Origin of the sequence: Streptomyces viridochromogenes, assembly GCF_001270495.1 — a bacterium.
GTDB classification, from domain to species: Bacteria; Actinomycetota; Actinomycetes; order Streptomycetales; family Streptomycetaceae; genus Streptomyces; species Streptomyces viridochromogenes_A.
In genome coordinates this window covers 155,044-180,955 of the sequence record NZ_LGUR01000219.1, presented here as the reverse complement: position 1 = coordinate 180,955, position 25,912 = coordinate 155,044, and the positions used below count along the sequence as shown (strand labels likewise).

Annotated in this window: 23 protein-coding genes and 1 pseudogene; 8 read left to right on the top strand and 16 right to left on the bottom strand. The window is 71.4% G+C overall.

Going from position 1 to position 25,912, the window contains the following annotated elements; all coding sequences use genetic code 11:
* Positions 1-67 precede the first annotated feature (67 nt).
* The 3 genes from ADK36_RS30530 (at position 68) to ADK36_RS30520 (ending at position 2,532) form a co-directional block, all read left to right on the top strand.
* On the top strand, positions 68-1,078 hold the full coding sequence (locus ADK36_RS30530; RefSeq protein ID WP_048585239.1) for an ArsR/SmtB family transcription factor: 1,011 nt from the start codon (positions 68-70) through the stop codon (positions 1,076-1,078).
* A gap of 9 nt (positions 1,079-1,087) precedes the next feature.
* Entirely contained in the window at positions 1,088-1,597 is a 510-nt protein-coding gene (locus ADK36_RS30525) for a glutathione peroxidase (protein WP_048585238.1), read from the top strand.
* A gap of 65 nt (positions 1,598-1,662) precedes the next feature.
* The gene (locus tag ADK36_RS30520) at positions 1,663-2,532 is read left to right on the top strand and encodes a MerR family transcriptional regulator (protein WP_053199702.1); all 870 of its coding nucleotides are present in this window, start codon (positions 1,663-1,665) and stop codon (positions 2,530-2,532) included.
* 153 nt (positions 2,533-2,685) lie between these two features.
* Here ADK36_RS30520 and ADK36_RS30515 read toward each other — a convergent pair whose 3' ends face one another.
* The 3 genes from ADK36_RS30515 to ADK36_RS30505 form a co-directional block, all read right to left on the bottom strand.
* Positions 2,686-2,877 (bottom strand): DUF397 domain-containing protein, encoded by a 192-nt coding sequence (locus ADK36_RS30515; protein ID WP_030050570.1) that lies wholly within the window; start codon positions 2,875-2,877, stop codon positions 2,686-2,688.
* 215 nt (positions 2,878-3,092) lie between these two features.
* The gene (locus ADK36_RS30510) at positions 3,093-3,950 is read right to left on the bottom strand and encodes a helix-turn-helix domain-containing protein (protein ID WP_030050569.1); all 858 of its coding nucleotides are present in this window, start codon (positions 3,948-3,950) and stop codon (positions 3,093-3,095) included.
* Between the two features lie 410 nt (positions 3,951-4,360).
* Positions 4,361-5,116 carry a GOLPH3/VPS74 family protein gene (locus ADK36_RS30505; protein WP_048585236.1) on the bottom strand — a complete coding sequence of 252 codons (756 nt, stop codon included), beginning with the start codon at positions 5,114-5,116 and terminating at the stop codon, positions 4,361-4,363.
* A gap of 237 nt (positions 5,117-5,353) precedes the next feature.
* On the opposite strand from ADK36_RS30505, the gene ADK36_RS30500 reads away from it, so the two are divergent.
* Positions 5,354-7,843: a serine hydrolase gene (locus tag ADK36_RS30500; protein ID WP_078942748.1), complete on the top strand. Its 2,490-nt coding sequence runs from the start codon at positions 5,354-5,356 to the stop codon at positions 7,841-7,843.
* A 192-nt stretch (positions 7,844-8,035) separates the two neighbouring features.
* On the top strand, positions 8,036-9,892 hold the full coding sequence (locus ADK36_RS30495; protein WP_053199698.1) for a hypothetical protein: 1,857 nt from the start codon (positions 8,036-8,038) through the stop codon (positions 9,890-9,892).
* Positions 9,893-9,901: 9 nt separating this feature from the next.
* On the opposite strand, the gene ADK36_RS30490 is transcribed toward ADK36_RS30495, so the two are convergent.
* Positions 9,902-10,741, bottom strand: coding sequence for a hypothetical protein (locus ADK36_RS30490; RefSeq protein WP_053199696.1), 840 nt, complete (start codon positions 10,739-10,741; stop codon positions 9,902-9,904).
* A 75-nt stretch (positions 10,742-10,816) separates the two neighbouring features.
* On the opposite strand from ADK36_RS30490, the gene ADK36_RS30485 reads away from it, so the two are divergent.
* Together ADK36_RS30485 and ADK36_RS30480 are read left to right on the top strand one after the other, a co-directional pair.
* Positions 10,817-11,602 (top strand): SDR family oxidoreductase, encoded by a 786-nt coding sequence (locus ADK36_RS30485; protein WP_053199694.1) that lies wholly within the window; start codon positions 10,817-10,819, stop codon positions 11,600-11,602.
* 126 nt (positions 11,603-11,728) lie between these two features.
* Positions 11,729-13,303: a sodium:solute symporter family protein gene (locus ADK36_RS30480; RefSeq protein WP_048581331.1), complete on the top strand. Its 1,575-nt coding sequence runs from the start codon at positions 11,729-11,731 to the stop codon at positions 13,301-13,303.
* Positions 13,304-13,352: 49 nt separating this feature from the next.
* Here ADK36_RS30480 and ADK36_RS30475 read toward each other — a convergent pair whose 3' ends face one another.
* The 10 genes and pseudogenes from ADK36_RS30475 to ADK36_RS51595 all read right to left on the bottom strand — a co-directional run.
* Positions 13,353-14,258 carry a hypothetical protein gene (locus ADK36_RS30475; RefSeq protein ID WP_159029135.1) on the bottom strand — a complete coding sequence of 302 codons (906 nt, stop codon included), beginning with the start codon at positions 14,256-14,258 and terminating at the stop codon, positions 13,353-13,355.
* A gap of 15 nt (positions 14,259-14,273) precedes the next feature.
* A complete protein-coding gene (locus tag ADK36_RS30470) occupies positions 14,274-14,759 on the bottom strand; it encodes a hypothetical protein (RefSeq protein WP_048581329.1) in 486 nt (161 codons plus the stop codon).
* Positions 14,759-15,469 carry a vWA domain-containing protein gene (locus ADK36_RS30465; RefSeq protein WP_048581328.1) on the bottom strand — a complete coding sequence of 237 codons (711 nt, stop codon included), beginning with the start codon at positions 15,467-15,469 and terminating at the stop codon, positions 14,759-14,761. Before ADK36_RS30465 ends, ADK36_RS30470 begins: the two co-directional genes overlap by 1 nt.
* 14 nt (positions 15,470-15,483) lie before the next feature.
* A complete protein-coding gene (locus ADK36_RS30460; RefSeq protein ID WP_234329928.1) occupies positions 15,484-16,584 on the bottom strand; it encodes a protein kinase domain-containing protein in 1,101 nt (366 codons plus the stop codon).
* Positions 16,581-17,624 carry a hypothetical protein gene (locus ADK36_RS30455; RefSeq protein ID WP_053084666.1) on the bottom strand — a complete coding sequence of 348 codons (1,044 nt, stop codon included), beginning with the start codon at positions 17,622-17,624 and terminating at the stop codon, positions 16,581-16,583. The genes ADK36_RS30460 and ADK36_RS30455 overlap by 4 nt, the downstream gene beginning before the upstream one ends.
* 23 nt (positions 17,625-17,647) lie before the next feature.
* Positions 17,648-18,436, bottom strand: a complete 789-nt coding sequence (locus tag ADK36_RS30450) for a hypothetical protein (RefSeq protein ID WP_048581325.1) — start codon at positions 18,434-18,436, stop codon at positions 17,648-17,650.
* A gap of 76 nt (positions 18,437-18,512) precedes the next feature.
* Positions 18,513-18,881, bottom strand: coding sequence for a hypothetical protein (locus tag ADK36_RS49105; protein WP_159391218.1), 369 nt, complete (start codon positions 18,879-18,881; stop codon positions 18,513-18,515).
* Entirely contained in the window at positions 18,878-19,993 is a 1,116-nt protein-coding gene (locus tag ADK36_RS30440; RefSeq protein ID WP_048581324.1) for an ADP-ribosylglycohydrolase family protein, read from the bottom strand. The genes ADK36_RS49105 and ADK36_RS30440 overlap by 4 nt, the downstream gene beginning before the upstream one ends.
* 150 nt (positions 19,994-20,143) lie before the next feature.
* Positions 20,144-21,874 (bottom strand): tetratricopeptide repeat protein, encoded by a 1,731-nt coding sequence (locus ADK36_RS51600; RefSeq protein ID WP_425315482.1) that lies wholly within the window; start codon positions 21,872-21,874, stop codon positions 20,144-20,146.
* Positions 21,875-23,050: 1,176 nt separating this feature from the next.
* A pseudogene (locus ADK36_RS51595) lies at positions 23,051-23,431 on the bottom strand (ATP-binding protein); the annotation flags it as partial.
* A gap of 114 nt (positions 23,432-23,545) precedes the next feature.
* Here ADK36_RS51595 and ADK36_RS30430 point away from each other — a divergent pair.
* The gene (locus ADK36_RS30430) at positions 23,546-24,058 is read left to right on the top strand and encodes a DUF2165 domain-containing protein (RefSeq protein WP_107083690.1); all 513 of its coding nucleotides are present in this window, start codon (positions 23,546-23,548) and stop codon (positions 24,056-24,058) included.
* A 12-nt stretch (positions 24,059-24,070) separates the two neighbouring features.
* Here the strand turns inward: ADK36_RS30430 and ADK36_RS30425 are convergent, their stop codons facing one another.
* Together ADK36_RS30425 and ADK36_RS30420 are read right to left on the bottom strand one after the other, a co-directional pair.
* Positions 24,071-25,234 carry a DUF418 domain-containing protein gene (locus ADK36_RS30425; RefSeq protein ID WP_053199686.1) on the bottom strand — a complete coding sequence of 388 codons (1,164 nt, stop codon included), beginning with the start codon at positions 25,232-25,234 and terminating at the stop codon, positions 24,071-24,073.
* Between the two features lie 82 nt (positions 25,235-25,316).
* A complete protein-coding gene (locus tag ADK36_RS30420; RefSeq protein WP_053199684.1) occupies positions 25,317-25,862 on the bottom strand; it encodes a L,D-transpeptidase in 546 nt (181 codons plus the stop codon).
* Positions 25,863-25,912: the final 50 nt, after the last annotated feature.

Genomic DNA, 25,912 nt, shown 5'->3' with positions numbered 1-25,912 from the left:
CCGAGTCTGTGAGGACCGGCGAGAGGTCGTTATTGTTTCGCGGAGACGCGAAAGGCGGCGGTGGCCGATGGGCTGGTGGCAGATCAACGCCGACACCCTCGCCGGAAGCCGATTCCTCATCTCCCCGTTCGCGGAGACCTTCGCCGCGCTGAAGCTGCTGCACTCGGGGACGGCCACCCACCCCGGCGAACGCGCCTGGCTGGACGACCGGCTCCCCGGCTACCGGGCCCGCCTCGCCGCCGACCCGGTCACCGCGCACCTCGTCCGCGCCGGGCTCGGCAAGGACTGGATCGCCGACTTCCTCACCCCCACCCCGAGGGACGGGGAGACCATCGAGGAGGGCCTGTCACGGGTCCGCGCGGCCGACCCCGGCCAGGCCCGCGCCCACCTCACCGTCTCCCGCGCCGGCCCGCTCCCCGCCGTACTGGACCGGGACGACCTGCCGGAACGCGCCGCCGCGCTCCTCGCCTACGTCTGGACCGAGACCGTACGACCGGACTGGGACCGGCGCCGGCGCGTCCTGGAGGCCGATGTGGTCGCCCGGACCGCGCAGGTGAGCCGGGGCGGCTGGGCGGCCGTGGTGGACTCGCTGCGGCCGGGACGCACGCGCTGGCTCGGCGACAACCGGCTCCAGGTGAACCTGCACGAGTACCCGCCCCGCGAGATCTCCGGTGCCGAGCTCGTCTTCGTGCCGGTCACGCCGAAGGGCGGCTGGGTGTCCTGGGAGGAGCCCGACCGGTACGCGATCGTCTACGCGTGCGCGGGCGCCCTCGCCGACCCCGCGGCCCGGACCGTGCCCGCGAGCCTGGGCACGCTGCTCGGGGCCGCGCGCGCCGCGGTGCTCGTCCTCCTCGACTCCCCTCTCTCCACCACCCAGCTGGTCGCCGTGACCGGGCAGGGGCTGGGCTCGGTCGGACGGCATCTGCGGGTGCTGCTGGACGCGGGGCTGGTGGAGCGGCGGCGGGCGGGGCGGTCGGTGCTGTACTCGCGGACGGCGGCCGGGGAGGTCGTGGTGGAGGCCGCGGGACCGGCCGGGCCGACGGGACCGGGCCACGGGTCCGTCATCTACCGGAGCTAGCATCCGCTCATGACGACCACAGAGAACAACGGCACCTCTCCCCTCGACGTCGAGATCGGCACGCTGCAGGGCGGCCCCGCGAACCTGGCCCAGTACGCCGGCAAGGCGGTCCTCATCGTCAACGTGGCCTCCAAGTGCGGCCTCACCCCGCAGTACACGGGCCTGGAGAAGCTCCAGGAGCAGTACGCGGAGCGCGGCTTCACCGTGCTCGGCGTGCCCTGCAACCAGTTCCTCGGCCAGGAGCCCGGCAGCGCCGAGGAGATCGCCGAGTTCTGCTCGGCGACGTACGGCGTGACCTTCCCGCTGACCGAGAAGGTCGAGGTGAACGGGGAGGGCCGGCACGCGCTCTACGAGCGTCTGGTCGGATTCGCGGACGCCGAGGGGCACAGCGGCGACATCCGCTGGAACTTCGAGAAGTTCCTGATCGGCCGGGACGGCGAGGTCGTCGCCCGCTTCTCGCCGCAGACCGAGCCGGAGTCGGCCGAGCTCGTGTCGGCGGTCGAGGGCGCGCTCGCCTGACCGGCGTTGACCTTGCCCCAGGGGCAGGGTCGAACCTCCTTCTCACCGGGCGGAAGAGCCGCCTGGTGACGGAGGATGAGGCCGTGGACGACGAACTGCTCACCATCGGCGCGTTCGCCGCGCGGGCCAGGCTGTCGGCCAAGGCCCTGCGCCTGTACGACCGCCTGGGACTGCTGGCCCCGACGCATGTCGACGAGGTCAGCGGTTACCGCTACTACCGCGCCGACCAGATCGAACGCGCCCGTCTGGTGGCGCTGCTGCGCCAGCTGGACATGCCCCTCGCACGGATCGCGGAGGTGGTCGAGGCGCCGGACGGGGCGGCGGCCGCCGCCCGGCTCGACGCGTACTGGGCGGACGTCGAGGCGCGGGTGGCGGGGCAGCGGACGCTGGCCGAGTACCTCCGTGGACGGCTGTCGGGGAGGAGCTCCGAGATGTACGGGAAGTTCGTGGTCGAGACGGTGGACGTGCCCGGGCAGGTGGTGATCAGCGAGGTACGGCATGTGCTGGCGGGCGAGTTGCCGGCCTGGATCGGGGCGTCGCTGGGCCGGCTGGAGTCGGCGGCGCAGGCGTGCGGCGGGATCACGGCGCCGCCGTTCGTCGTGTACCACTCCGAGGTGTCGATGGAGAGCGACGGTCCGGCCGAGTCGTGCGTGCCGGTGGCCGACGAGGCGGCGGCCCGGGCGTGGGCCGAGGAGCACGGCCGTACCTGGGAGACGAAGGTCCGGGTGCAGCCCGCCCAGCGGCTGGCCTACACCCGGATCACCAAGGCGCAGGTGGCCCATCCACAGATCCTGGCCGCCTTCGAGGCGGTGGAGGAGTGGATCGCCAGGGAGGGCCTGGAGCAGACGGGCCCCTGCCGGGAGGTGTACTTCGCGGACTGGGAGGCGGCGGGGGCACAGGACCCGGTGTGCGACGTGGCGTTCCCGGTGAAGTGACCTGCCCCGTGGGGTGGCCCGGCCCCGGGGCCTGGGCACAGCCGAGCCCTCTCGGCAAGGACGGCGGGCTGGTCGAGAGGGCTCTTCCTGTGGTGCTTGTGCAGTTGTTGTTCGTGCGATCGGTTGCGGGTGAGGATCAGCCGGAACCGCCCCTTACGCCTTGACCGACGCCACGAAGGTGTTCCACGCGTTCGCGGGGAACGCCAGGATCGGGCCCTCGGGAACCTTGGAGTCCCGCACCGCCATGGCCGCTACGGCCGGCGACTTGATCTCGACGCACGCGCCGTTCCCTGTGGAGTACGAGGACTTGGTCCACGTGTCCGTGGCACCCTGACGAATTGCCATGTTTGCTCCGAATTGCCAGATGGTGAGTTGCTGTCACCGCACTGCGCGTCCGGTTCCGGATCCCGCAGGGCGATTCACGCCAACGCTGTTGCTGGGTGGCGTGATCGACGCTACTCGCCAACATCGGCTGACGAAGCGACTATTCACTCGGGTGGGTGCATATTCCAGTGGACTCTTCCATCCCGGCCGGGGGAAGGTGTACCGTACGGCGCTTCTCAGCGCGCGTACTCCTTGGCGATGTCCGCGATGAACTGCCGGGACTGGTCGACGTTCAGGGCCTGCGCCCTCAGGTGCTCGTACATCACGCTGTATTTCTGCACGTCGTTGGCCTTCTCCAGGTACAGGTCGCTGGTGACGCCCTCGATGTAGACGACGCTGGAGTCGGCCGCGTCCGGGAACTCGAGGATCGCGTACTGCCCGTTGAGACCGGGGTGCGCGCCCATCTCGAAGGGGATGACCTGCACCGTGACGTGCGGCAGTTGGGACTGCTCGACGAGTTGTTCCAACTGGTCACGCATGAGGGAGCGGTTGCCGACGACGCGGCGCAGGGCGGCCTCGTCCATGACGGTCCACAGCCGGAGCGGGTTCTCCTCGGTGGAGATTCGTTCCTGTCGGCGCATCCGCACCTGGACCCGCTTCTCGATCTCGGTCGACGCCGTCTCCGGCAACGCCCCGGCGATCAGGGCCTCCGCGTACTGCTTCGTCTGCAACAGCCCCGGAACGACCTGCGGGTCGTACACCCGCAGACTCGCCGCATCCGTCTCCAGCCCGATATAGACGCTGTACGGGATGTCGCCGAACGAATGCCACCAGCCTTGCTGCCGCGAGTCCTTGGCCATCTGCATCAGGGAATCGACGATCCGGTGGTCCTCCACCTCGTAGACCCCGCACAGATCGCGGACGTCGCGCTGGCTGATGCTGCGCCGCCCGTTCTCCAACCGGCTGATCTTCGACTGCGACACCAGCAGACGCTCGGCCACCTCTTCGGCCGTCATGCCCTTGAGCTCGCGGAGCCGACGCAGCTCCTGGCCCAGCCGGCGTCGCCTGACGGTGGGATTGACATTGGACGCCACGGGACGTGCACCTCCGGCTGCCTGCCTGTGATTGCCACTTTGCGTATCTGCTGTTGAGCAGACTGCCACCAAGGTGCTTACTACCGCTGGCAAACGGTGGATATGCGCTGGATACACGCCAGTTCGGGGACACCCCCGGCAAAACCCCGGCACATACGGCCGCGCGGGGCGACGGGACCCGGTCGTCGTCCGGACGTACGGTCCCGTCACCCCGCGCGGACAGCGGCTCCCGAACCGGTCATGGGGACTGCGGTGCGGCGCTGCGCGTGGCGTGCGTATGGAGCATGTGGTGCGTGCGTGCGGTGCAGGTGATGCGTGCAGTGCGGGTGGTGCTGGTCGAGCGACGGGCCCGATGACGCGAAGGCCCTTCACTGCGATGGGCCCGGTGGTGCGGGTCGTGGAACTGCGGCTCAGTGGGCCACGACACGCGCCATGGATCCGCGGCGCGGCTGCACCGGAACACCACGGGCGGGTTCCGCTGCGGCCCTGCCTCCGGGGGCGGCCTGACGGCCGGCCGGGGCCGGGCTGCGACGCGGCTGGGCCGCCGCGCCGTTCTGGACGTCCATCACGGCGTGCGCGACGAGACCGCCCATGGGGTCGTGCCTGATCAGATCCCGCAGCCGGGAGCGAGAGGAACGCCCCTCATTCCCCGGATACAGGTGCTTGCCGAGACCTACCGCGTGTGCCAGGGCGGCGAGCGCCGCGGTCCGCGGGTCCGGCGGTACGCCGGTGCGGATCGCCGAATCCAGCCGGGCCCTGATCTCCCGGCTGATCTCGTTGTCCGTCGCCTGGTAGCGAGTCGTCGGCAACACCCCGCACATCTGGCCCTCTACGGCATGCACCATGCCGCACCGTTCCAGATGCGAGAGGTAGGTCTGGCGCAGCCCCAGGCGGGGCCCGCCGATCCAGTGGACGGCACGCACGGGAGCGCCACGCCTTCGCAGCAACTCCAACGCGCAGTCCAATGTCGGATCTCCAGTCGGCCGTGGTGCCACCACGGCGATACGATCCCCGTCTGGGGCTATCCGTCCGGCCAGCGCCAGCTCCACTAGCTGCGCTCCGGCCAGACCAAGGTCGAGCGACTGCGGCTGTGCGGTGGTGCCCGTGGTCGGGTCCAACGCCAGCAGCAGAAGCTCCTCCGGAATCGTTCTGCGGCTCCTGCCCATCCATGCCTCCCCGCGTGGATGAAAGACAGGGTGACCCCTCTCACATTCATCTGTCGAGGGTGCGTGACCGGTTCGTAAGGGAACCGGTAGGTATGTCGTTCTCGTCTACCGCATGAGATGAGGGCCGCGCACAGGACACTGGTAGATGTTCGGACAGCGGCACGGGGGGTCGTACGGGCACGGTGTCCGGGCGACGGCTCACGGTTCGGCAGACGCACGCAGGGCGTGCGGCAGCACATGGAGGAGGCATCGGTGGCGGGCGAGTCCCCCGACAGGTCGAAGCAGCGCGAGTCGTCGGCAGAACCGACGTCGGGGAGCGCGGTCCCGGTTCCCGAATCCCGACCCGACCCCGACACCCCCACCCGAGCGGACGCCCCCGAGCGCCCCGACCCGCGCCTGGCGGTCACCCGCGATGCCGCGCGACGGGGTGGCGTGGACACGGCGACGAGGGTCCTGTCACGCCAGGAACTGGACGCGGTGAGGGCGAAGACGGAGAAGCCCGAGGACGCCGACGCGGGGGACACCGAGGACGCCGAGGCCCCTGAGTCCCCCGAGGCGGAGGTCACGGAGGACACAAGCGCGGAGGCCGCCGAGGCCGAGAACGCCGAGGCCCCTGAGGACGCGAAGGCCGAGGCCGACGCCGAGGACGCCGAAGGTGCTGCCGAGAGCGCTGAGGGCGCCGAGAGCGCTGAGAGCGCTGAGGGCAAGGACGACGATCGACTGAAGGCGGCTGTGGCGGCTTGGGTGGCCTCCGGGGACGCTGACGGCGCCGACGAGGACGCTGAAGGCTCGGAAGGCGCGGAAGAGGGCGCTCAGGACGCCGACGCGCGCGACGAGGACGTCACGGACGCCGACGAGACCGACGACGCACCGGCGGCCGCCGACGGCGAGGACGCCCCGCAGGGGCCACCCGCACCCGACAACGAGAGCCGCACAGGCGGTACCGGCGGGAACACCGAGACCGAAGGCGAAGCCGAGGACGCGGACGCGGACGACGACGCACCGGCGGCCGCCGAGGACGCGGACGACGACGCACCCGCGGCCGCTGACGGCGAGGACGCCCCGCAGGGGCCACCCGCACCCGACAACGAGAGCCGCACAGGCAGTGCGGGTGGGAACACCGAGACCGAAGGCGAAGCCGAGGGCGCGGACGACGACGCACCCGCATCCGCACCCGCAGCCCCCGGCGAAGCCAAGGCCGTCGACCAGCCCACCGCCGTCTTCAAGGCCGTACGCCCCGCCGACCCCCCCGTCGACCAGCCCACCACCATGCTGAAGGCCCCCAAGCCCGACGCCGAGACCCCCTCCGAGCGCACCAGCAAGTTCGTCGCGCTCAAGCCCGACATCAAGCCCGACATCAAGCCGGACACCCCCAAACCGCCGACCGCCCCCGACGTCACCGCCGCCGTCCCCCAGGTCGGCCCCGAGCGCACCACGCAGCAGCCCCTGCCGCCCAGGCCCCCGCTCGACCTGCTCGCCGAGCTGACCAACACGCCCCCGCCCCCGGACACCCCCGTCCGCACGGCCCTGCGGCGGGTCAAGATCTGGACCCCCCTCGTGCTGCTGCTCGCGATCGTCTTCGCGGTCGTACAGAGCATGCGCCCGCTCCCGGCCCCCACCCTCGACCTCACCGCCGAGGACAGCTACACCTTCGACGGCAGCAAGGTCGACATCCCGTGGCCCGCGCAGGGCCAGGCCGCGCTCGACGTCGACGGCATCGGCACCTTCGGCTCCTCCGGCGACCAGAAGCCCGTGCCGATCGCCAGCGTCGCCAAGGTCATGACGGCGTACGTCATCCTGCGCGAGCACAGGCTCGACAGCGGCGCCGTGGGCCCGAAGATCGAGATCGACCAGGCCGCCGAGGACCAGTCCGACGCGGGCCAGGAGTCGACCGTCAACGTGACCAAGGGCGACAAGATCACCCAGCGCGAGGCCCTCGAAAGCATCCTGATCGCATCCGCGAACAACGTCGCCCGTCTCCTCGCCCGTTGGGACGCCGGTTCCGAGAAGGCGTTCGTGGCGAAGATGAACGCCACCGCCGAGGACCTCGGTATGGCGAACACCACGTACACCGACCCCTCCGGCCTGAACAACACCACCGTGAGCACGGCCGTGGACCAGGTGAAGCTGGCCAAGGCGGCGATGAAGGAGCCCGCCTTCCGCGAGGTCGCCGCGATGATGTCGTACGACGACTACAAGGGCCACAACCACGGCAACTGGAACCAGTTGGTCGGCAAGAACAACGTCGTCGGCATCAAGACCGGCACCACCACCTCCGCCCTCGGCAACCTGGTGTTCGCCGCGAAGAAGGAGATCGGCGGCGAGACGCGGACCGTCGTCGGCGCCGTGGTGCGCCAGCCGGACGCGGGCGGCGGCATCCTCGCCGCCGCTCTCGACTCCGGCGACCAGCTCATCCGCGCCGCACAGGACGCGCTGGAGTCGGCGACGATCCTCAAGAAGGGCGCCGTCGTCGGGTACGTCGACGACGGTCTCGGCGGCCGTACGCCGGTCGTCGCCACGAAGGACGTCAAGGCGGTCGGCTGGTCCGGGCTGAAGGTGAAGCTGACCTTCGCCCCCGACGAGGTGCCGCACACCGCGAAGGCCGGCACCAAGGTGGGCACGCTCACCGTGGGTGACGGCAGCAGCGGCGCGGTCAAGATCCCGGTCGCCCTCAAGGCGGACCTCGCCGAACCGGGCTTCACGGACAAGCTGACCCGCGTCGGCTGACCCGGGGAGGGCGACGCAGCACGGCACCGCAGCCCGCCGACAGGTCTCGTCGGCGGGCTGCGTGCTAGCGTCACGAAACGGGCAGGCCGTCGCTCACAAGGCGCGGCCGGAGAACCTTCAGGGACAGGGCCGACAACACGCGGGAAACGGGACGCGGCCAGAACAGAAGACAGCACGGGGAGTGCCTCACACGTGGCCACTGCGGAGCCGACACGCGCCGACGACGCCGATCCGGGACGGGGAGCCGGTCCGCGAATACGCGTACCCGCGCCACGTCAGGGAGACGGAGGACGCCGTACGGAGGACAGACCGCCGTCGCGTCTGACCGCCGCCGTCCAGGCCCTGCGTGAGCGTCTGTTGCGTCACCCGGTGCTGTCGATCACGACCCTGGCCGGGCTGCTCCACGTCATCTGGTTCTTCACCTTCGCCAGCAGCGGCGGCGACCTCGCGGCCCAGGACGCCTGGGCCGAGTTCGTCGGCCGGCATCCGGACTCGGCGTACAACCTGGCCTGGTACGGCGGGATGCACCCGGTGTCGTACAGCGTGGTGTCGCCGTATCTGATGTCGGTCCTCGGTGTCCGTACGACGATGATGATCGCGGGGACCATCTCCGCGGGCCTGCTGACACTGGTCCTGCTGCGCAGCCGCTCGGTGCGGAACCCTCTGTGGGCGTCGCTCGCCGGGGTCTTCGGGCTGATCGCCAACGCGATCTCGGGGCGCGTGACCTTCGGGCTTGGCACGATGTTCGCGCTGGGCGCGGTCGCCGTGGTGTTCTGCTGGCCGTACCGCTGGCGCTACAAACGCTGGGCGAAGGCGCTGTGCGCCGCCCCGCTGGCCGCGCTGGCCACCATGGCGTCGCCGGTGGCGGGGCTGTTCGTGGGCTTCGTGGCGGTGGCGCTGTTCCTGCAGAAGCGGCGGCCGGGCGCCTGGGCGCTGGGGCTGGCGCCGACCGCGGTCGTGGCCGTCTCGGCCTGGCTGTTCCCCTTCTCCGGCACGCAGCCGATGGTGATCGGCTCGGTGCTGCTGCCGCTGCTGATCGCCGTCGTCACCTTCGTGCTCGTGCCCGAGGACTGGAAGACGATCCGGCTGGTGTCCGCGGTCTACGGCCTCTCGGTCGTCCTGGTCTGGGTGATCAGCTCGCAGATCGGTTCCAACATCACGCGCCTGGCGATGCTCTTCGGCGGGACGGCCCTGGTGGCCGCGCTGCCCTTCACGGTGCCGCGCTCGCGCAAGTGGTACACGGGCGTGCTGGCGCTGCTCACCTTCGCCGGCTGGATCGGCTACAAGACGGTCGACGACATCATCCACGCCGCCCCGGAGGCGTCCTGGGCGCGCGAGCTGGCCCCGCTGGTCAACGAGCTCCAGGAGGTCGGCGCCGAGAAGGGCCGGGTGGAGGTCGTGCCCGCCCGCTCCCACCGGGAGGCCGCCGCTCTCGCGCCGTACTTCAATCTGGCCCGTGGCTGGAACCGCCAGGCCGACATGGAGCGCAACCCGCTCTTCTACGACGACACCCTGAACTCCGCGAACTACCACGAGTGGCTCCAGCGCTGGGCGGTGCACTTCGTGGTCCTGCCCAAGGACGAGCCGGACCCCACGGGCGCCGAGCGCGAGCGGGAGCTGCTGCGGCGCGGGATGCCGTATCTGAAGCAGGTGTGGGGCGACGCCAACTGGCAGCTGTTCCAGGTGACCGACCCGGCGCCGCTCGCCGAGCCGAACGCCGTCGTCGAGCGGGCCGAGCAGGGCGAGATGACGATGCGGGTGAACAAGCCGGGCCGGGTCCTCATCCGCATCCCCTACTCGCCCTGGCTGGGCCTGGTCGACGCCGACGGCAAGAAGCTGGACCCGCCGAAGGAGACGGAGGCGTCCAAGGACCGTCCCGACGACCAGCCGAAGTCGTACGCCAACGTCAACGGCTGTCTGATGGAGACGGAGGAGGACGCGCAGGGCGACAAGTGGACGATGCTCGTCGCTCCGCGGGCGGGCGAGTACCGGCTGGCGGCGCCGTACAACTTCTCGCGGGGCACGCCCTGCCCGGAGGAGTTGCGCTGAGCAAGCCCGTCAGCGCAGCTGGTCCACGTACCTGTCCGTCCCCGGGACCGTCGGGATGAACGGCGCCACCAGCTCCACCCTCCCGCACCCCGACTCCTCCACCGCCGTGTCCAGCCCCGCGAAGTGGCCCTCCCAGCACTCCCTCGGGTCGGCCTCCAAGAACCACAGCAGCGTCAGCCGGGTGTCCACGCCCTCGACCTGCTTGACGTACGACATGCGGTCGAGCGGGAGCGGTGTGGGGCGGAAGATCGTCACCATGGCCGTCGGGGAGCCCGCGAGGCGCTTCGGGAGGTGACGGGCGCGCAGCCACTCCAGCAGTTCGGCGCGCCGCTCCGGTGAGTCCGCGTCGATGACCTGCATCACCAAGCCCGCGTAGGGGTGGTCCAGGGCGTGGAAGTCGCGGGGGCCGGCCGCGCCGTCGCGGTACACCGTGGCCTCGTGGTCCTGGAACGCCGTGAAGACGTGGGTGCGGTCCTGGTAGACGCGGGCGTCACGGTTGAGGCGCTTGTTGATGGCGACCGTCCAGCGCATGTGGTCGGCGTAGCGGCCCGCGGTGATCCAGTACGTGGAGAGGTAGCAGCCGGCGGTGACCGGCTGGGCGATCGCCGACTTCTCGGGGTGGCGCAGGAGTTGGAGGTCCCGGGTCGCCACCCAGCGGCGGCCCGCGTACATCCAGGGCATGGCCATCGCGCCGGCGTAGTAGTGGTCGTCCTCGTACCAGCGGTTGTAGGCGTACTCGTGGCCCGGGTGCGGTTCGACCATGGTGATCAGGGCGTGGCCCGGGTGGACCCCGTACGGGCCGACGGCGGCCAGTTCGGCGTACGTCTCGCTGCGGGTGTCCTCGCTCATGCGGTTCCCCTTTCCTGCGGTCACCCATACTCTGACGGGCCGTCAGATATGCGTCCAGAGTCGGGAGGCAGCGGAATGTCACTGCTCGCGGGCAAGACCGTCGTCGTGTCGGGAGTGGGCGCCGGGCTCGGTCACCAGGTCGCCGCCACGGTGGTGCGCGACGGCGGGAACGCGGTCCTCGGGGCGCGCACGGAGGCCAACCTCGCCAAGAGCGCGGCCGAGATCGATCCGAACGGAGCGCACACGGCGTACCGGGCCACCGACATCACCGACGAGGCGCAGTGCGAGGCGCTGGCCGCGCTCGCGCGGGAGCGGTTCGGGGGGATCGACGGGGTGGTCCATGTGGCCGCCCGGGACTCCTACTTCGGCGGTCTTGAGGACGCCGACTTCACCACCTGGCAGTCGGTGATCGACGTGAACCTGCTGGGGTCGCTGAGGATGACTCGGGCCTGTCTGCCGGCGCTCAAGGAGCGCGGGGGCTCGGTCGTCTTCATCGGGACGCAGTCCTCGGTCGCCGCCCCCTCGCAGGTGCGGCAGGCGGCGTACGCGGCGTCGAAGGGGGCGCTGACGAGCGCGATGTACTCGCTGGCCCGGGAGTTGGGCCCGCACCGGATCCGGGTGAACACCGTGCTGCCGGGCTGGATGTGGGGGCCTCCGGTGCGGGCGTACGTCCGGTTCACGGCACAGACGGAGGGCGTACCCGAGGACGACGTACTGAGGCGGCTGACCGGACGGATGGCGTTGCCCGATCTCGCCACGGACGGGGACGTTGCGGACGCGGTGGTGTTCCTGGCGTCGGACCGGGCACGCTCCCTCACGGGGCAGTCGTTGCTGGTCAACGCGGGGGAGCTGATGCGATAAGTTCACATGCGTGAACGCAGACCCTCATGGCGAACACTTTTACCTTCCCTTGACCTTACGCTCACTTGTCGTGTTCACGCGACAGCGCCCAGGATGAGCGCCGGGCTGAACCCTGGGAGGGCGCACATGAACGGTCTCGACTGGGCCGTGCTCATCGGCTACTTCGGCGTGATGGTGGCGATCGGCGTCTGGTCCCACAAACGGGTGGACAACGTCAGCGACTTCTTCACCGCGGGCGGCAAGATGCCGTGGTGGCTGTCCGGGATCTCGCATCACATGTCCGGATACAGCGCGGTGATGTTCACCGGCTACGCGGGCATCGCCTACACCTACGGCGTCACGTCCTTCGTGACGTGGTCCTTCCCCATCGCGCTCGGTATCGCCATCGGGTCGAAGCTGTTCGCGCCCCGTATCAACCGGCTGCGCTCACGGCTGCACGTGGCCTCTCCGCTGGAGTACCTGAAGAACCGCTACGACCTGAAGACCCAGCAGGCGCTGGCCTGGTCCGGCATGCTGCTGAAGATCGTGGACGTGGGCGCGAAGTGGGCGGCGATCGCGACGCTGTTGTCCGTGTTCACGGGGGTGTCGCTGAACCAGGGCATCCTCATCACCGGTGGCATCACCGCCGTCTACTGCACCATCGGCGGGCTGTGGGCGGACGCGCTGACCGAACTCGGCCAGTTCGTCATCCAGTTGCTGGCCGGCGTCGCGATGTTCATCGCGGTCATCATGGAGCTGAACGACAAGGGCATCGGCTTCCTCGACGCCTGGGACCGGCCGGAGCTGCAGGGCCACGGTGAGCCGCTGGTCGGGCCGTACGGCACCGTCTTCCTGCTCGCGTTCCTGTTCATCAAGCTCTTCGAGTACAACGGCGGCATGCTCAACCAGGCCCAGCGGTACATGGCCACGGCCACCCCGTACGAGGCCGAGCGCTCGGCGCGGCTGTCGGCGATCCTGTGGCTGGTCTGGCCCGTCGTCCTGTTCTTCCCGATGTGGATGTCGCCGCTGCTGGTCGAGTCGCAGAAGCCGGACGGCTCGGACTCGTACGGCCTGATGACCGAACAGCTGCTCCCGCACGGCCTGTTGGGCCTGGTCATCGTCGGCTTCTTCTCGCACACCATGGCCATGTGCTCCTCCGACGCCAACGCCATCGCCGCCGTCTTCACCCGGGACTGCGCGCCGGTGATCTGGCGCCGGGCACGGACGTGGAGCGAGGGGCAGGGGCTGCGGGTCGCCCGGATCGCGACCGTCGTCTTCCTCGGTCTGTCCATGGCCGCGGCGACCCAGGTCAACTCCCCCACCTTCAAGGACATCATCACGGTCGTCATCAAGTGGGTCGCCGGTCTGATGGGCCCGATGGCGATCCCGATGATGCTGGGCCTGCTGCGGCCGTTCCGCCGCTCCGGACCCACGGCCGCGCTCACCAGCTGGTCGATGGGCCTGCTCGCCTTCTGGCTGGTCAACTACCCGATCAGCTGGCAGATCGAGGGCGGGGTGCCGCTCCAGTACCAGGTCTCCATCCCGCTGGCGGTGTCGCTGGTCCTGTACATCCTCATCGGCTTCGTGAAGCCGGAGGACACCCCGGAGCGGCTCGCGATCGTCGAGAAGATCAACACCGACGGGGACGGGGCCGCGGCGGCCGCGGTGCCGGCACCGGCGGGGACGGTGGAGGACGCGGTGGGTACGCGCGCGAAGGACTGAGGGGCTGGGCCCGTCCCCCGGGCTGTCAGCCGGACTGTCCCCCGGGCCGTCAGCCGATGGCGGCCTCGGGGGTCAGCTTCTCCTTCCAGAGCTCCTTGTCGTCCTCGTCGTAGGCCGTCACCTCCAGGTCCCGGAACCGAAAAGCGCTGTCGGGGAAACGCACCAGGTATCCGGTTCCGGACTTCTCCGCCGCCGTGGGCCTGCCGTACGACGCACCGGCCTTCTTCGCGAAGAAGTAGTAGACCTTTCCCTCCGCCGTCCGGCAGAAGGCGTACCGGTCCTTGACGTTCTCCCTGCTGTAGGCCGCGACGAGACGCGCGCCGGCCGCCGATCCCTTCGGCAGCATCGCGGCCAGCTCCTTGGGGCAGGGGCCGCTCGCGGAAACCGTCGGGGACGGTGTCGCGGAGCTCTTCGAGGTGTCGGAGCCGGTCAGGAACGAGGTCACGGTCGACCAGTTGAGGATCAGCAGCGCGATCAGGGTGACGACGGCGGCCGCGAGGAACAGGACGCAGCCGCATCCGGCCACCACCTCGCCGCGGGTCGGCTCCCTGGGCGTCGGCCTCGGGTGGACCGGATCCGCGAAGCGCAGTGCGTCGCTCCGGGCGGGCGGCGTACGGAGGGTGCTGCCGGACCGTGGCCTCCCGCGGACGGTCGTCCTCGCGTCCGGCGTCCAGACCATGCCGCAGGCGTCGCAGCTGACCCGCCCGACCACATAGTGCGCGCAGGCGGGGCACTCCCAGTCCAGTGCCGATGCGGTCGGGCCGGATGCGGCGACGCCGGTGCGCGTGCGGGCCGGCCCACCTGTGCCGCTTGTGACGGGCGGCTTCTTCGCGGGCGGCTCGGCCACCGGGCGGGAAGCCGCCGCGCCGCGCGGCATCTCACAGAGGTGGCACACCCGCAGCCCGGCGTCGTTGTACGTGTCACAGTCCGAGCACCGCCACGTCGGCCCGGTCATCATCGCCCCCTGGGATCACGAGTCCGCGACGGTCAGGCGGGTCAGGACCGAGCGGAACAGCAGGCGTGTCGTCGGTGAGACGGGCGCGCTGAGCCAGTCCCGGCTGCCGTCCCGCTCCGCGTCGGACGGGCCGGCGTCCCACCAGGAGGCGGAGAGGTCCTCCACGCCGTACTCGCGGGCGAACCAGCGCGCGAACTGCCAGGCCTGCTCCGCGCGGTTCGCGCCCACGACGATCTCCGCCCCGACCACATCGCCGCCGCCGCTCGCCCCGGCGGGCAGCCTGAACCGGAACGCCAGGCACAGGCTGCCGTCGGGCCCGGTGCCGTCAAGTCCGGTGCCGTCAAGTCCGGCCGGGCGACCGGCGATCGACACACAGCACTCGGGCGGCACGGCCAGTTGACCGCCGCCGTTGACCGCACGGTCCTCGCGGCGGCCCCAGGAGAAGACCAGCCACCGCTCGTCGAGGTCGAGCCGGACGCCCGCGCCGTACAGCCGGAACATCACAGGCTGTTCGCGATCGTCTCGATGATCTCGTCCATCTCGAACTCCTCCAGACCTTCGCCGGCCCTGGAGGGGAAGTGCAGCGTGAGGTCCCACTCCTCCCCGATGCCCTCCTTCCAGGGCTCCTCCTCCGGCGCGAAGAGGACGAGCCGCTTCGCCGACTGCTCCATCACCGCCGTCTGGCTGCGGGCGTATCCCCACTGCTCGAAGAGGCCGTCCATGCTGCGCGGAATGTCGCGCGGATACGTCTGCGCGGTGGCACCCACCGTGCCGAGCGGATGCGCGGGCGCGTCGGTGAACATGACGATGACGTGGCGCCGCCGGTCGAGACCGGTCTCCCAGGGGGAGTTGATCGCCAGGGCCAGCGCCTCCAGGCCGGACTCGGGGATGTCACCGCCGCCGGTCGCCCTGAGGCCGCGTACGAACTTCTCGAACTCCGCCACCTGCTGGGGCAGCCGCAGGAAGTCCGTCTGCTCGATCGCGTCCGAGGGGTCGTCGCCGAAGTCCCGGAAGGCGATGACCTTCAGACGCAGCTGGCTAATCTCCTTGCTCTTCCTCGCCATCACCTCGGCCAGCCGCAGATGGAACTGGAGCGAGCTCTTCTTCACGACGTCCAGCACCGGATGCATGCTGCCCGTGGCGTCGATGCACATCACGATGTCGACGGCGTACTGAAGGTTCCCCTGGTACTTCTCGATCTCCGCGCTCATGGGCGTCCTCTCGGTCAGGAGGTGGAAGGGTTGCCGGGCAGGCCGTCTCGGCGGTGACCGAGATTGATACGGACCCTGGACCTGGCCGGCCCGTCGTCGGTGGCAGCGGCCGGGGGCGGCCGGTGTCCGGAGCGGTCGGGCGGGTTGAACTGGACCCGGCTCCCGCGCGGTCCGTCACCCACCCCGGTCCCGGGGACGGCCGGGCGGGGCTGCGGAGTGCCGTGGAGGGTGCAGACCTCCGGGTCCTTGAGCGCCGCCAGGAAGTCGGCGACGGTGGGGCGGTGCTGGGGATCGGCCGCCGTCATGGCCGCGATCAGCGCCTGCGTCGACGTGCCGAGCCGCTCGTCGGCGACCAGTGGCTCGGCCGCGTTCACCGCGTCCGCCGGCGACCCGAAACGGCCGTCGTACGCGGGCAGGGAACCGGTGAGATAGACGTGGGTCATCAGGCCCAGCGCGAACACGTCCACGGCCGTCGTCAGGTCCTCGCCCCCGACGGACTCGTGACCCTGCACATAACGCCGCCACTCCGGCGCGCCGTACAGCGAGTCGCCCGCGATGTCCGCCCGGTCCGGCGGGCGGCCGGAGAGATACGAGTCGTCGAAGTCGATGAGTTTCGCCGTGTGGAACGCGGCCCCTTCGCGCTTCTGGACAAGGACGTTGGCCGGTTTCAGATCGCCGTGCACCACCTCGATGTCGTGCAGCAGCCGCAGGCTGGTCGCCAGCGTCCGCAGCAGCACCGCCTTCTGCTTCGGGCCGAGTGACTGCGGCTTGTCCAGGCTTGCGGTGTCGATGCGTTCGGTCACCTTGTAGTAGGTGCTGCCCGCGTGGAAGAAGTCCGTGGCCAGGACCAGGTTGCCCGCGCCGCTGGCGTCGGGGCGCAGCCGCTTCATGATGCTCCGGTGCCGCTCCTCGAACTCACGGCAGGTCTCCAGCCGGATACGCCGGCTCGCGGCGCTGCCGCCGGAGCCCTCGCGGGGCCGCTTGGGTTCGAGGAAGCGTTTGAGGAAGTACTCCCGGCCGTCCTTCTCGGCGAAGGACCACACGCATTTGCCGCCGCCCGCGTTGGTCGGGTCGGTGACGACCCGGTACCCGCCGATCACATCGCCCCGCTTCACTCCCGCACCCCCGGCATGAGCTGCTCGTATGTGGGTCGGTAGGACTCCCAGGTACGGTCCTGCCAGTCGCGCAACACGTCGGGGCCGTCGGCCGTCGGAACGTCCCGGTACCCGCTCCGTACGACGCTGTCGTACCGCTCGGCGAAGGCCCCGCGCAGCTGCGCGAAGTCGTCGAAGCCCAGGGCCACGAGGGACAGTGACGCGTCGTCACCGGTGATCGGCTGGATCGCCCGGCGCAGCAGTCCGGCCCATTCGCCCGCGGTCCGCGCCTGCCCGAGCGTTTCGAGGAGCAGGCACTCGAACTGTGCGGGCGTGTGCGCATAGCCGAAGAAGCCGTCGGTCGCCGACAGCAGTACGCAGGGCCGGCGGAACTCTCCTTGGTGGGCGGAGAGTTCGAAGGGGCGGTCGGCGCAGATCACGTTTGTCATCGGCGGGTCCTGCCGCAGCTGGGCGAGTGTGTCGTCCTCGTGGGTGTGGTCCCGGGTGAGGGCGTGCAGGCCGCTCCCCGGCAGCAGGGCGTACGACCGGGAGTCGCCGGCCCAGACGGCCTGCCAGCGGACGCCGTGGTCGCCGAGCCGGTAGCGGACCGCGGCCATGGTGGTGGGCAGCAGCCGGCGCATGGACCCGGTGACCTTGCTCCGCGCCGTCCGGGGCGCCGCGGCCAGGACGGCACGCAGGCAGCACGTCAACCGCTCCGGAGTGTCCGGCTCCTCGGCGTCGACGACACCCTGGAACCAGCATTCCGCGGCCAGCCGGGCGACCCGGGCGCCCACCCAGGCACCGGTGTGCGTCGCCCCGTCGGGCGTGCGCCAGGCGGGGGCCGCTCCGGAGCCGCCCGCGCCGTCGAACACGGCCAGCAGCCCGTTTCCGGTGGGGCGGTGGTAGGCCGCGAGGGGTTCGGCGTCCTCGCCGTGACCGGGCCGGCGTTCCGTCCAGACGGTGAGGGCCTGGAGGCGGTCGTGGGTGGCCGACCAGGTCAGATGGGCGGGTCGGGAGGGCGGGGAATTCGGGGCGTGGGCGGGCTGGGGCGGAATGATCACTTCGGGATCCCTCCCGGGGAACGTCACTCGCCGAGCAGGCGCAGGTCCGACCTGACGATCGTCGTGGTGATCAGCAGGTCGGTGATGAGGTTGTGGTTCAGGGCGTTCCCGACCGGCTGCGGGACCTCTTCCTCCAGCAGCCCGGCGACGCCGTACTCCTTGCTGAGGCGCTTGCGTACCTTGGCCACGACGTGGGCGGCGGCCTTCGGGCTCCACTGCCGCTGCGGCTGCAACTCGGCCAGTTCGAAGGCGACCTGGGCCCAGGCCAGTGGCTGGGGGCCGGGTTCGAGCCGCAGATAGCGTTGCGCGAGGCAGACGAGCACCAGCCTCTCCTCCGGCGTCAGCTCCCTTGCCTCGTTGCGCGTCTCCTCCTCGTACGCGCCCGGCGCGTTCGCCGGGCGGCCCTGCGTCGAGGCGGTGATCCTGACCTCCAGGAGGTGTTCCTGCCGGGAGGAGACGACGAACAGCGGCGTGAACCCGGCGTTCAGACGGGCATGGTCCCCGCCGAGCACCAGTCGCGACCCCGGGAAGCGGATGGGCGGCCCGCCGGTGTTGTAGAGCACCCAGCGGGAGGACTCCCGGACGATCAGGCCCTGCCGTCGGCTGACGCGCGTGTCGCCCGCGCCGACACTGACGTGTACGTCGGGTTCGTTGCGCCCGAACAGCAGCGTGAAGTCCGCGTCCGGTGCCACGCTCATGCCGCCGTTCGCACCGAGCACATGGAGCGTGCCCGGCAGGCCCGGCGGCACGGTCCGGCTGAGGCTGCCGATGTCCCGCGGAAGCAGACTGACCTTGCGCACCGAACTCGCCATTCCCCGTCCTCCTCGCATCCGGTGGAGGGAGACGCTAGACGCCGGCCTTCGGGACCGGTCCCGCGCTGACTTGCCGTCAGCCCCGCGCCGCCTCACCGGCCTCGTCGACGACACCGACCCCGGGCAGGGCCGCCTGCTCCGTGCCGAGTGGTCCGGGGACGGTCCCGCGGTCGGTACGCCGGTCCGGGACGCGGGCGAGGGCGGCGCCGCGCCGACGGGCGGGGCGGGGGACCCGGGTCCGAGCCGGTCCCGCAGCCGCCAGGTCCTCCACGGGACGGGGGCTCCGTGCCGACGTGATCCGGGGACGGTCCCGCGGTCGTACGCCGGTCCGGGACGCGGGCGAGGGCGGCGCCGCGCCGACGGGCGGGGCGGGGGACTCGGGTCCGAGCCGGTCCCGCTGCCGCCAGGTCCTCCAGGGGACGGGGGCCGGGACGGTGGGGATCATCCCCGCGGATAGCGCGCCAGCCATGCCGGTGAGGCGCCCGCCGGGCTGTGCAGGGCCGGTCCCTGGGTCATCTCCATGGCGAAGTCGTCGGCGAGTTCCAGGATCGTGGGGCGGCCCTCCAGCTCGGCCAGCCAGTCCGGGGGCAGGGCCGTCTCGCCGTGCAGGGCGCCGAGCAGGCCGCCGGTGAGGGCGGCAGCGGCGGCGGAGGGGCCGTCCTGGTTCACGGCGAGGCACAGTCCGTGGCGGACGTCCTCGCCGACCAGGGCGCAGTACACGGCGGCCGCGAGCAGCCCGTCCGCGGAGCCGTCGGCCGCGAGTTCCTCGACCCGCGCGGGGGTGGGCATGCCCTGCCGTACGGCGCCCAGGGCGTGCTGCAAGGCGTCCGAGACGGGCTCGTGCCCGGGCCGCAGGGCGAGCAGGGCGAGCGCCCGCTGGACGGCCCCGTCGAGGCTCTCCCCGCAGGCCAGCCCGTGCACGATGACGGCGTACGCGCCCGCCGACAGGTAGGCGATCGGGTGGCCGTGGGTCTGCGTCGCGCACTCCACGGCGAGCTGTACGACGAGCTGTGGCTCCCAGCCGACGAGCAGCCCGAAGGGCGCGGAACGGGCGACGGCCTCGGGCCCGAGCTCGGCCGCGTTCTTGGGCGACTCCAGCGTGCCCATGGTGTCGTCGCCGAGGCCGATCAGGAGGGCGCGGGTCGGGTCGCGGCGGGCGTACAGCCACTCCTCGCGCGCCAGCCATCCGTCGTCCTTGCGGCGCTCGTCGGGTCCCCAGTCCCGCTGCGTGGTGGCCCAGCGCAGATACGCCCGGTGCAGGTCGGTGGGCGGGTGCCAGGCGCCGGTGTCCCGTCTGACCTGGGCTCTTATCAACCCGTCCACGGAGAAGAGGGTCAGCTGCGTGAGATGACTCACGGCGCCGCGCCGCCCGTGGCCGAACCCCAGGTCGACGAGGCCCTCCGCGCCGTACTGCTCCTGGATCTCCTCCAGCGCGAGCCCGTCGACCGGCGCGCCGAGGGCGTCCCCGACGGCCGCGCCGAGCAGGGTGCCGCGCACCCGGCTGCGGAAGTCCTGCTGTTCGGTACGGCCCCAGACGGCGCCGAGTGTCGCAACCACCAAGACCTCCCCGTGACAGCGTCCGTCGCACGACAGTTCGTCACTGTAATCGACCGGAGACGGTCGGTTCAGGGGGCGGATCGGTATGCGAGGTGTGACCGAAGTGACCAGGGATGGCCAGTTGTCCCGATTGCGTCGAGGCCGCGCCGGTCACTCCGCGTAACGCGCCCGTACCGCCTCGCGGGCCTCGGTGACCGCCGTCAGGCGAGGGGCGAGGCGGGTCCGGTCCGCGTCGGGGCTCTCCAGGATGGCGGTGAGGTAGGCGGCGACATGCGCCAGCTCGCCCCAGCCGGGCTCCATGGCCAGGAAGCCGGCCAGCCCTTGATCGGCTTCGGCCCACTCGGCGAGGGCGCAGGCGACGAAGCACCGCGCCTGAGCGCGTTCCGGCTCCCCCAGCTCATCGTCCTCGCGCACCAGCCTGGCCAGCTCCCGCCAGAGGGGTTGCGCGGCCCGCAGTCCCTCGGATCGGCTCACGGTCAGGGCCAGTTGGAAGGTGCCGGAGAGCGGCTCCGCCTCGCGCAGCCGTTCGGCGATCCGTCGCGCCTCGGCCCAGTGGCCGCCGTGACAGTGCACATCGATACGCAGATCGTCCAGTTCGGCGTCGGGTGCCCCGGACCGTTCCGCATCGGCCAGTCGGGCCGACGCCTCCTCCCAGCGGCCGCACAGCACCAGCACCTCGATGGCCGTGCTGCGGGCCCAGTCCGTCTCCGACTCCAGAGCGACACACCGGTCGAGGTCGGCGAGAGCCTGCTCGCCGCGCCCGATCGCCAGCAGGACGCGCGCCCGCTGGCCGTAGGCCCACCCGTGGTCCGGGGACAGCGCCACCGCGCGGTCCAGGTTCCGCAGGGCCTCCTCGTGGTTCTTCATGGCCCTGTGGGCCGCCCCGAGAGAGGCCCACGCGTGGTCGTAGTCCGGATCCTGTTCCAGTGCCCGGTGGAAGGCGGCGAGCGCCTCGTCGTAGCGGCCGGCGAGCCGGTAGGCATCGCCCAGCTCCCCCGCGGCCCAACCGTCCGTCGCGTCCACCTCGGCGGCGCGCCGAAGGTCCTCGAACCTGCCCTCCTGGTCCCCCAGTCCGTCGCGCACCCGGGCCCGCATCACCAGGGCCCAGGCGTAGTCCGGGGTCAGCTCGATGGCACGGTCCAGATCGGCCAGGGCCTCCTCGGGCCGGCCCAGCTGATGCCGGCACCAGCCCCGGCTCGCGAGTGCCGAGCTGTAGTCGGGCTGGAGGGCGATGGCGCGGCCGAGTTCGGTGACGGCCTCGTCGTACCGGCCCGCGAGACGATGGGCGTCACCGCGTTCCGACGCCACCCATGGACTGTCGGGCGCGAGAAGGGCCGCACGGTCGAGGTCCGCGAACGCCTTGTCCCACTCCCGCATGACGCGGTGCAGCCGAGCCCGGCGCACGAGCGGCCACAGGCGGTCCCCGTCGAGGCGCACCGCCTGGTCGAGGTCGGCGAGCGCCGCGTCGTACTGCCCGAGTTCCTGCCGGCACACCGCTCTGGCGGTCAGAAACGCGGGATCGGTCGGGTCGAGGGCGATGGCCCGGTCGAAGTCGGCGACGGCTTCCTCGAAGCGGCCCGCCATCCGAAGGGTCTGCGCCCGCTCGGCGATGATCCACTCGTCGTCGTCGGTCAGCTCGTCCGCACGGTCGAAGGCGGCCAGCGCCGCCGGGAAGTCACCGAGGGACCGGTGGGCGAGACCGCGGCCGACGTAGGCCGGGGCCAGCTCCGGATCGAGCGCGATCGCCCGGTCGGAATCAGCCAGGGACAGCTCGTACTTTCCCTCGTCGCGCAGCTCCCTGGCCCGGAAGGAGTACGCGACCGCCCGCCCGTCCGGGTCGGGCCCGGGGCGGGACAGCACCAGGTCCGCCACCTTGGTCATCGCCGTCGCGTCGTCCGCGAGCGCCTCGCGCAGCAGTCGGCCCCAGTCGCGCAGGGCGCGGTCGCCCGTCGCGTCGCCCGCCTCCGCCAGCATCCGCGCCCAGCGGCGGCCGGCCGCCTCGTCGGCGCCGCAGACCCACACCAGATCCCGCAGCGCCCCGCCGAGCGCCGCGCGCGGGCGGGCGCACAGCAGGTGGTACGTCTCCTCCAGCCGCAGCTCCCGCCACGGCTCGTCCATCCATTCCAGATAGGCGCCCAGGCCGTTCGCCGCTTCCTCGCGCCAGCGGCCGAAGACATCCGCGAGCCGCTCGTGGCGCTCGGTCCAGCCTCGCGGAGAGCGCCGCCGCTGCAACCGGAGCATCGGCTCACGCACCAGGTCGTGATACCGCAGCCGGTCTCCGCGGTCGTCCACGAACGCGAGGCTCCGCAGCCAGCCGAAGAGGGTGTCCACGTCGTCGTCCGGGCATTCCACGGCCGCCCGGAAGACGTCGACGTCAAGGCGGCGGGGCAGCGCGCACGCGAGGGCCACCGCCTTGCGTACCGGGTCCTGCTCCCACTTCAGGAAGCGTTCGACGGCCGTGGCGCTGGGGTCGCCCACGTCGTCCGGGCCGGTGGGCCGCTGCTCGGCCAGGGTCGAGACCAGCACGGGCAGTCCGCCGGTGAGGCGGAGCACCTCCTCCACGACCGGCTCGGCCACCACCCCCCGGTCCGCGAGCAGCCCGCGCGCCTCCGCCTCCGTGAACGGGCCGAGCGGAGCATCGGTCATGAAGTCGACGAAGCCGCCCCAGCGGGCGGTGTCGAAGGGGTGCTGGCCGGCGGTGACCACGACGACCGTGGCCGGCAGCGTGCCGTGCCGGTCCGTGGTCATCACCTCGTGCAGCCAGGCGTCCAGGAACGGGCCGGTGCGTTCGTACGTGTCGAAGAACAGGACGACCCAGGGCGCCGCCGATGCCGCGTCGGACAGCTCGGTGAGCAGCGCCGGGGTGAGCACGCGCTCCGGTGACAGCACCAGCTGTACGTCGTCCTGGTTGCGGAAGCGGGAGCTGAGCCCCGCCCGCAGCCGCTCGGCGCCCTGCGCGAGTTGGGCCGCGTCCAGCGCCCCGGCGAAGGCGCCGACCCCCGGCACCATGCCCAGCCCCACCAGTCCGGCACGCATCACCGCCGTACTGCCGGCCGACGGGGCCTGCGGCTCCGGCTCCAGCGCGGCGACGGCGGCCTCCGCCTCATGCCGTCGTTCCCGATGGGCGGCGAGCAGCCGGTCGAGTTCCTTGAACCTGTGTCCCTGCGCGGCGAACTGACGGCTGATCGCCGCCATCGCCTCGGGCACGCTGCCGACGGTCTCGTCGACGTAGGCGGTCAGCGCCCCCTTCTCCCGGGCCAGCTGCTCCAGCTCCCGCACCAGGAAGGTCTTCCCGACCCCGGCGTTGCCGTGCACGTGGAACAGGAACCGGTGCCGCTCGTCCTCCGGGGGCACCTCGAAGTTCTCCCGGAACGCGGCCCGTTCGGCTCCCCGGCCCACGAACCCGGCCCGCCTGCGCTGCCGGATCAGCTCCTGCATCGACGGCCGCGCCTGCGCCATCCCGGATCCCCTCTCCTCCGCCGACCGGCTCGCCTCATTCTGACTGGCTCAATGAGTTCCGAACACGGCGGCCGCACAGGGAAGATGACCATCATGCCTACGAGACCCCCACGCACCGCACTCCATCTCGCCACCACCCTCCTCACCGGGACCGTGGCCCTCTACATCGCCCTCGTCGCCTTCGGCAACATCACCGACTTCGGCACCAACCAGCAGTTCGTACGGCACGTCCTGGCCATGGACACGACGTTCAAGGACGACGACCTGATGTGGAGAGCCATCACCAGCAAGGGACTTCAGGACGCGGCGTACGTCGCGATCATCGTCTGGGAGACCGTCGCCGCCCTCGTCCTCATACTCGGCACCTGGTTGTGGTTCCGCCGCGACGACCTGCGCGCGCGCCGCTTCTCGACCTACGGCCTGCTGATGCTGATGCTCCTGTTCGGCGCCGGGTTCATCGCGATCGGCGGGGAGTGGTTCGCCATGTGGCAGTCGGGGGACTGGAACGGACTCGACGCGGCGACCCGGGTGTTCCTGTTCAGCGGCGTCGTACTGATCGTCAACCACCTGCCGTCCGGGCAGGCACGGCAGACCGACGCCGCCTGACCCGTACCCGTGTCAGTGGCGCAGGGCCCACTTCTGGACCGCCTCCAGCGGGCCCGTCGGGAAGCGCCGCAGCCACAGCGTGGAGCCCGCCATCAGGACCGCGCAGATCGCGGCCCACAGTCCCACAACCCACCAGGGGCCGGTGTCGCCGAACCGTTCGGCCAGGCCCAGCCCGATGCCGTAGCAGACGAGCACGCACAGCACGTTCTGGAGGACGTAGCCGGACAGGGCGGTGCGTCCGACGGAGGTCAGGCCCGTCATCAGCGGGCCCGGCCGCCGTACCCGGTCCACCACGACACCGATCAGGCCGATGTACCCGACGGCCAGCAGCGGGGCGGTGCCGTACCTGGCCAGGACGAACAGGTCGGGGCCGCCCAGGGTTGCCGCCACGTTGAGCGGCAGCCCCAGGCCCAGCCCCCACGCCAGCAGACGGGAGCGCAGCCGGCGCCCCGTCTCGTCCGCGCCGAACGCTCCGGCCCGGAACAGCCGTACGCCCAGCAGGAAGAGGAAGACCAGGAGGAAGAAGGTCAGTACCGGCTCCATGCGGAGCGCGACCGCGTTCTCCAGGCGGAAGGCGATCTGGTCCAGGTAGCCGCCGTGCGCGTACAGGTCGACGACCTCCGGGGAGACGGTGCCGCCGTCGTCGGTGTCCGGTGAGGTCAGCAGGGCCGCAGTCAGCAGTCCGAGCAGCGTCAGGTGCAGGCCCGCCGCCCACCACATCACCCGTCGCTGGGCCCGTTCCGAGCGGGTCAGCAGCCAGGCGACGAGGAGCGCGGTGACCGCGTACCCCATCAGTACGTCCCAGGCGAAGACCAGCACGAAGTGCACCGTGCCCTCGCCGAACAGGAACAGCGCCCGCCACCGGTAGCGCCCCGGCCAGGGCTGCCCGCGCCGCGCCGCCGAGGCGTACTGGATGGCCAGGCCGACGCCGAACAGGATCGTCAGCAGCGACAGGAACTTGCCGTTCGCCAGCACACTGAAGGTGACTTCGACGGCTCCCGTGGACGATCCGGACGCCAGGGCTCCCCACTCGGCGCCGGGACCGGTGAAGATCCATACGTTCGTCATCAGGGTGCCCAGGATGGCCGCCCCGCGCAGTACGTCGAGGAGGGGGAGCCGTCGTCCGGTGGGCGGGGGATCCAGTGCCTGCGGGACTCGCGCGTCCGTGTGCGTCATGGATTCATCGTCACGGCGGCAACGGCCCGAATCGTCGTGAGCGAAGTCGAACCTGCCCTACATCGAAGGATGCAGCGGACCGCTACCCGACCACGACCACAGTCGTACCTGTCTCCCCGAACGTCCACAACGCCTCCCCGTCGGCCGCGCGCATCCGGACCCCGCCGGTCTGCTTGCCCTCGGCGGGCGGGGGCGAGGAGCCGTCCACGGCGTTGGAGAAGGCGATGGAGACACCGGACTTCGCGGCGAAGTAGATGATGTTCTCGATCTGCACGCCGTCCGAGCCCGTGGTGGCCATGTTGCGCGACGACACCGCGTAGGTGCCGGGGTCCGGGCTCACCGTGCCCGGCCAGACGGTGAAGGTACGGCGGGCCGCGTCGCTCGCGTCGACCAGCCAGACCCGCTTCTGGCCGAGGGAGTAGACGACCCGGCGTCCCGTGCCCGAGCCCTCCGGCACGGCGGCGGGTGCGGTGGACTTCGACGGGGCGGGGCTCGCCCCCGCCGACGCGCTCGGGCGGGCCGCCGTCGCTGTCGGGTGCGGCCCCTTGTCGGCCTGCACGGCGAGAAGGGTGACGGCGGCTATCGCGCCCACCGTCAGACCGGTCACCCAGACCTTGGGAGCAGGCACGGGCACGCATCTCCTCAGCTACGGAACCCCTCCGGCGGGGGTCGGATCAT

What these genes read in the sequence shown, in the direction of transcription:
- ADK36_RS51600 (WP_425315482.1), bottom strand. Translation starts at nt 21,874, where the DNA reads ATGACCAAGGTGGCGGACCTGGTGCTGTCCCGCCCCGGGCCCGACCCG.
- ADK36_RS30470 (WP_048581329.1), bottom strand. Translation starts at nt 14,759, where the DNA reads ATGTTCCGGCTGTACGGCGCGGGCGTCCGGCTCGACCTCGACGAGCGG.
- ADK36_RS30490 (WP_053199696.1), bottom strand. Translation starts at nt 10,741, where the DNA reads ATGAGCGAGGACACCCGCAGCGAGACGTACGCCGAACTGGCCGCCGTC.
- ADK36_RS30430 (WP_107083690.1), top strand. Translation starts at nt 23,546, where the DNA reads ATGCCTACGAGACCCCCACGCACCGCACTCCATCTCGCCACCACCCTC.
- ADK36_RS30425 (WP_053199686.1), bottom strand. Translation starts at nt 25,234, where the DNA reads ATGACGCACACGGACGCGCGAGTCCCGCAGGCACTGGATCCCCCGCCC.
- ADK36_RS30480 (WP_048581331.1), top strand. Translation starts at nt 11,729, where the DNA reads ATGAACGGTCTCGACTGGGCCGTGCTCATCGGCTACTTCGGCGTGATG.
- ADK36_RS30525 (WP_048585238.1), top strand. Translation starts at nt 1,088, where the DNA reads ATGACGACCACAGAGAACAACGGCACCTCTCCCCTCGACGTCGAGATC.
- ADK36_RS30450 (WP_048581325.1), bottom strand. Translation starts at nt 18,436, where the DNA reads ATGGCGAGTTCGGTGCGCAAGGTCAGTCTGCTTCCGCGGGACATCGGC.
- ADK36_RS49105 (WP_159391218.1), bottom strand. Translation starts at nt 18,881, where the DNA reads ATGATCCCCACCGTCCCGGCCCCCGTCCCCTGGAGGACCTGGCGGCAG.
- ADK36_RS30530 (WP_048585239.1), top strand. Translation starts at nt 68, where the DNA reads ATGGGCTGGTGGCAGATCAACGCCGACACCCTCGCCGGAAGCCGATTC.
- ADK36_RS30475 (WP_159029135.1), bottom strand. Translation starts at nt 14,258, where the DNA reads ATGACCGGGCCGACGTGGCGGTGCTCGGACTGTGACACGTACAACGAC.
- ADK36_RS30515 (WP_030050570.1), bottom strand. Translation starts at nt 2,877, where the DNA reads ATGGCAATTCGTCAGGGTGCCACGGACACGTGGACCAAGTCCTCGTAC.
- ADK36_RS30485 (WP_053199694.1), top strand. Translation starts at nt 10,817, where the DNA reads ATGTCACTGCTCGCGGGCAAGACCGTCGTCGTGTCGGGAGTGGGCGCC.
- ADK36_RS30465 (WP_048581328.1), bottom strand. Translation starts at nt 15,469, where the DNA reads ATGAGCGCGGAGATCGAGAAGTACCAGGGGAACCTTCAGTACGCCGTC.
- ADK36_RS30500 (WP_078942748.1), top strand. Translation starts at nt 5,354, where the DNA reads ATGGAGGAGGCATCGGTGGCGGGCGAGTCCCCCGACAGGTCGAAGCAG.
- ADK36_RS30505 (WP_048585236.1), bottom strand. Translation starts at nt 5,116, where the DNA reads ATGGGCAGGAGCCGCAGAACGATTCCGGAGGAGCTTCTGCTGCTGGCG.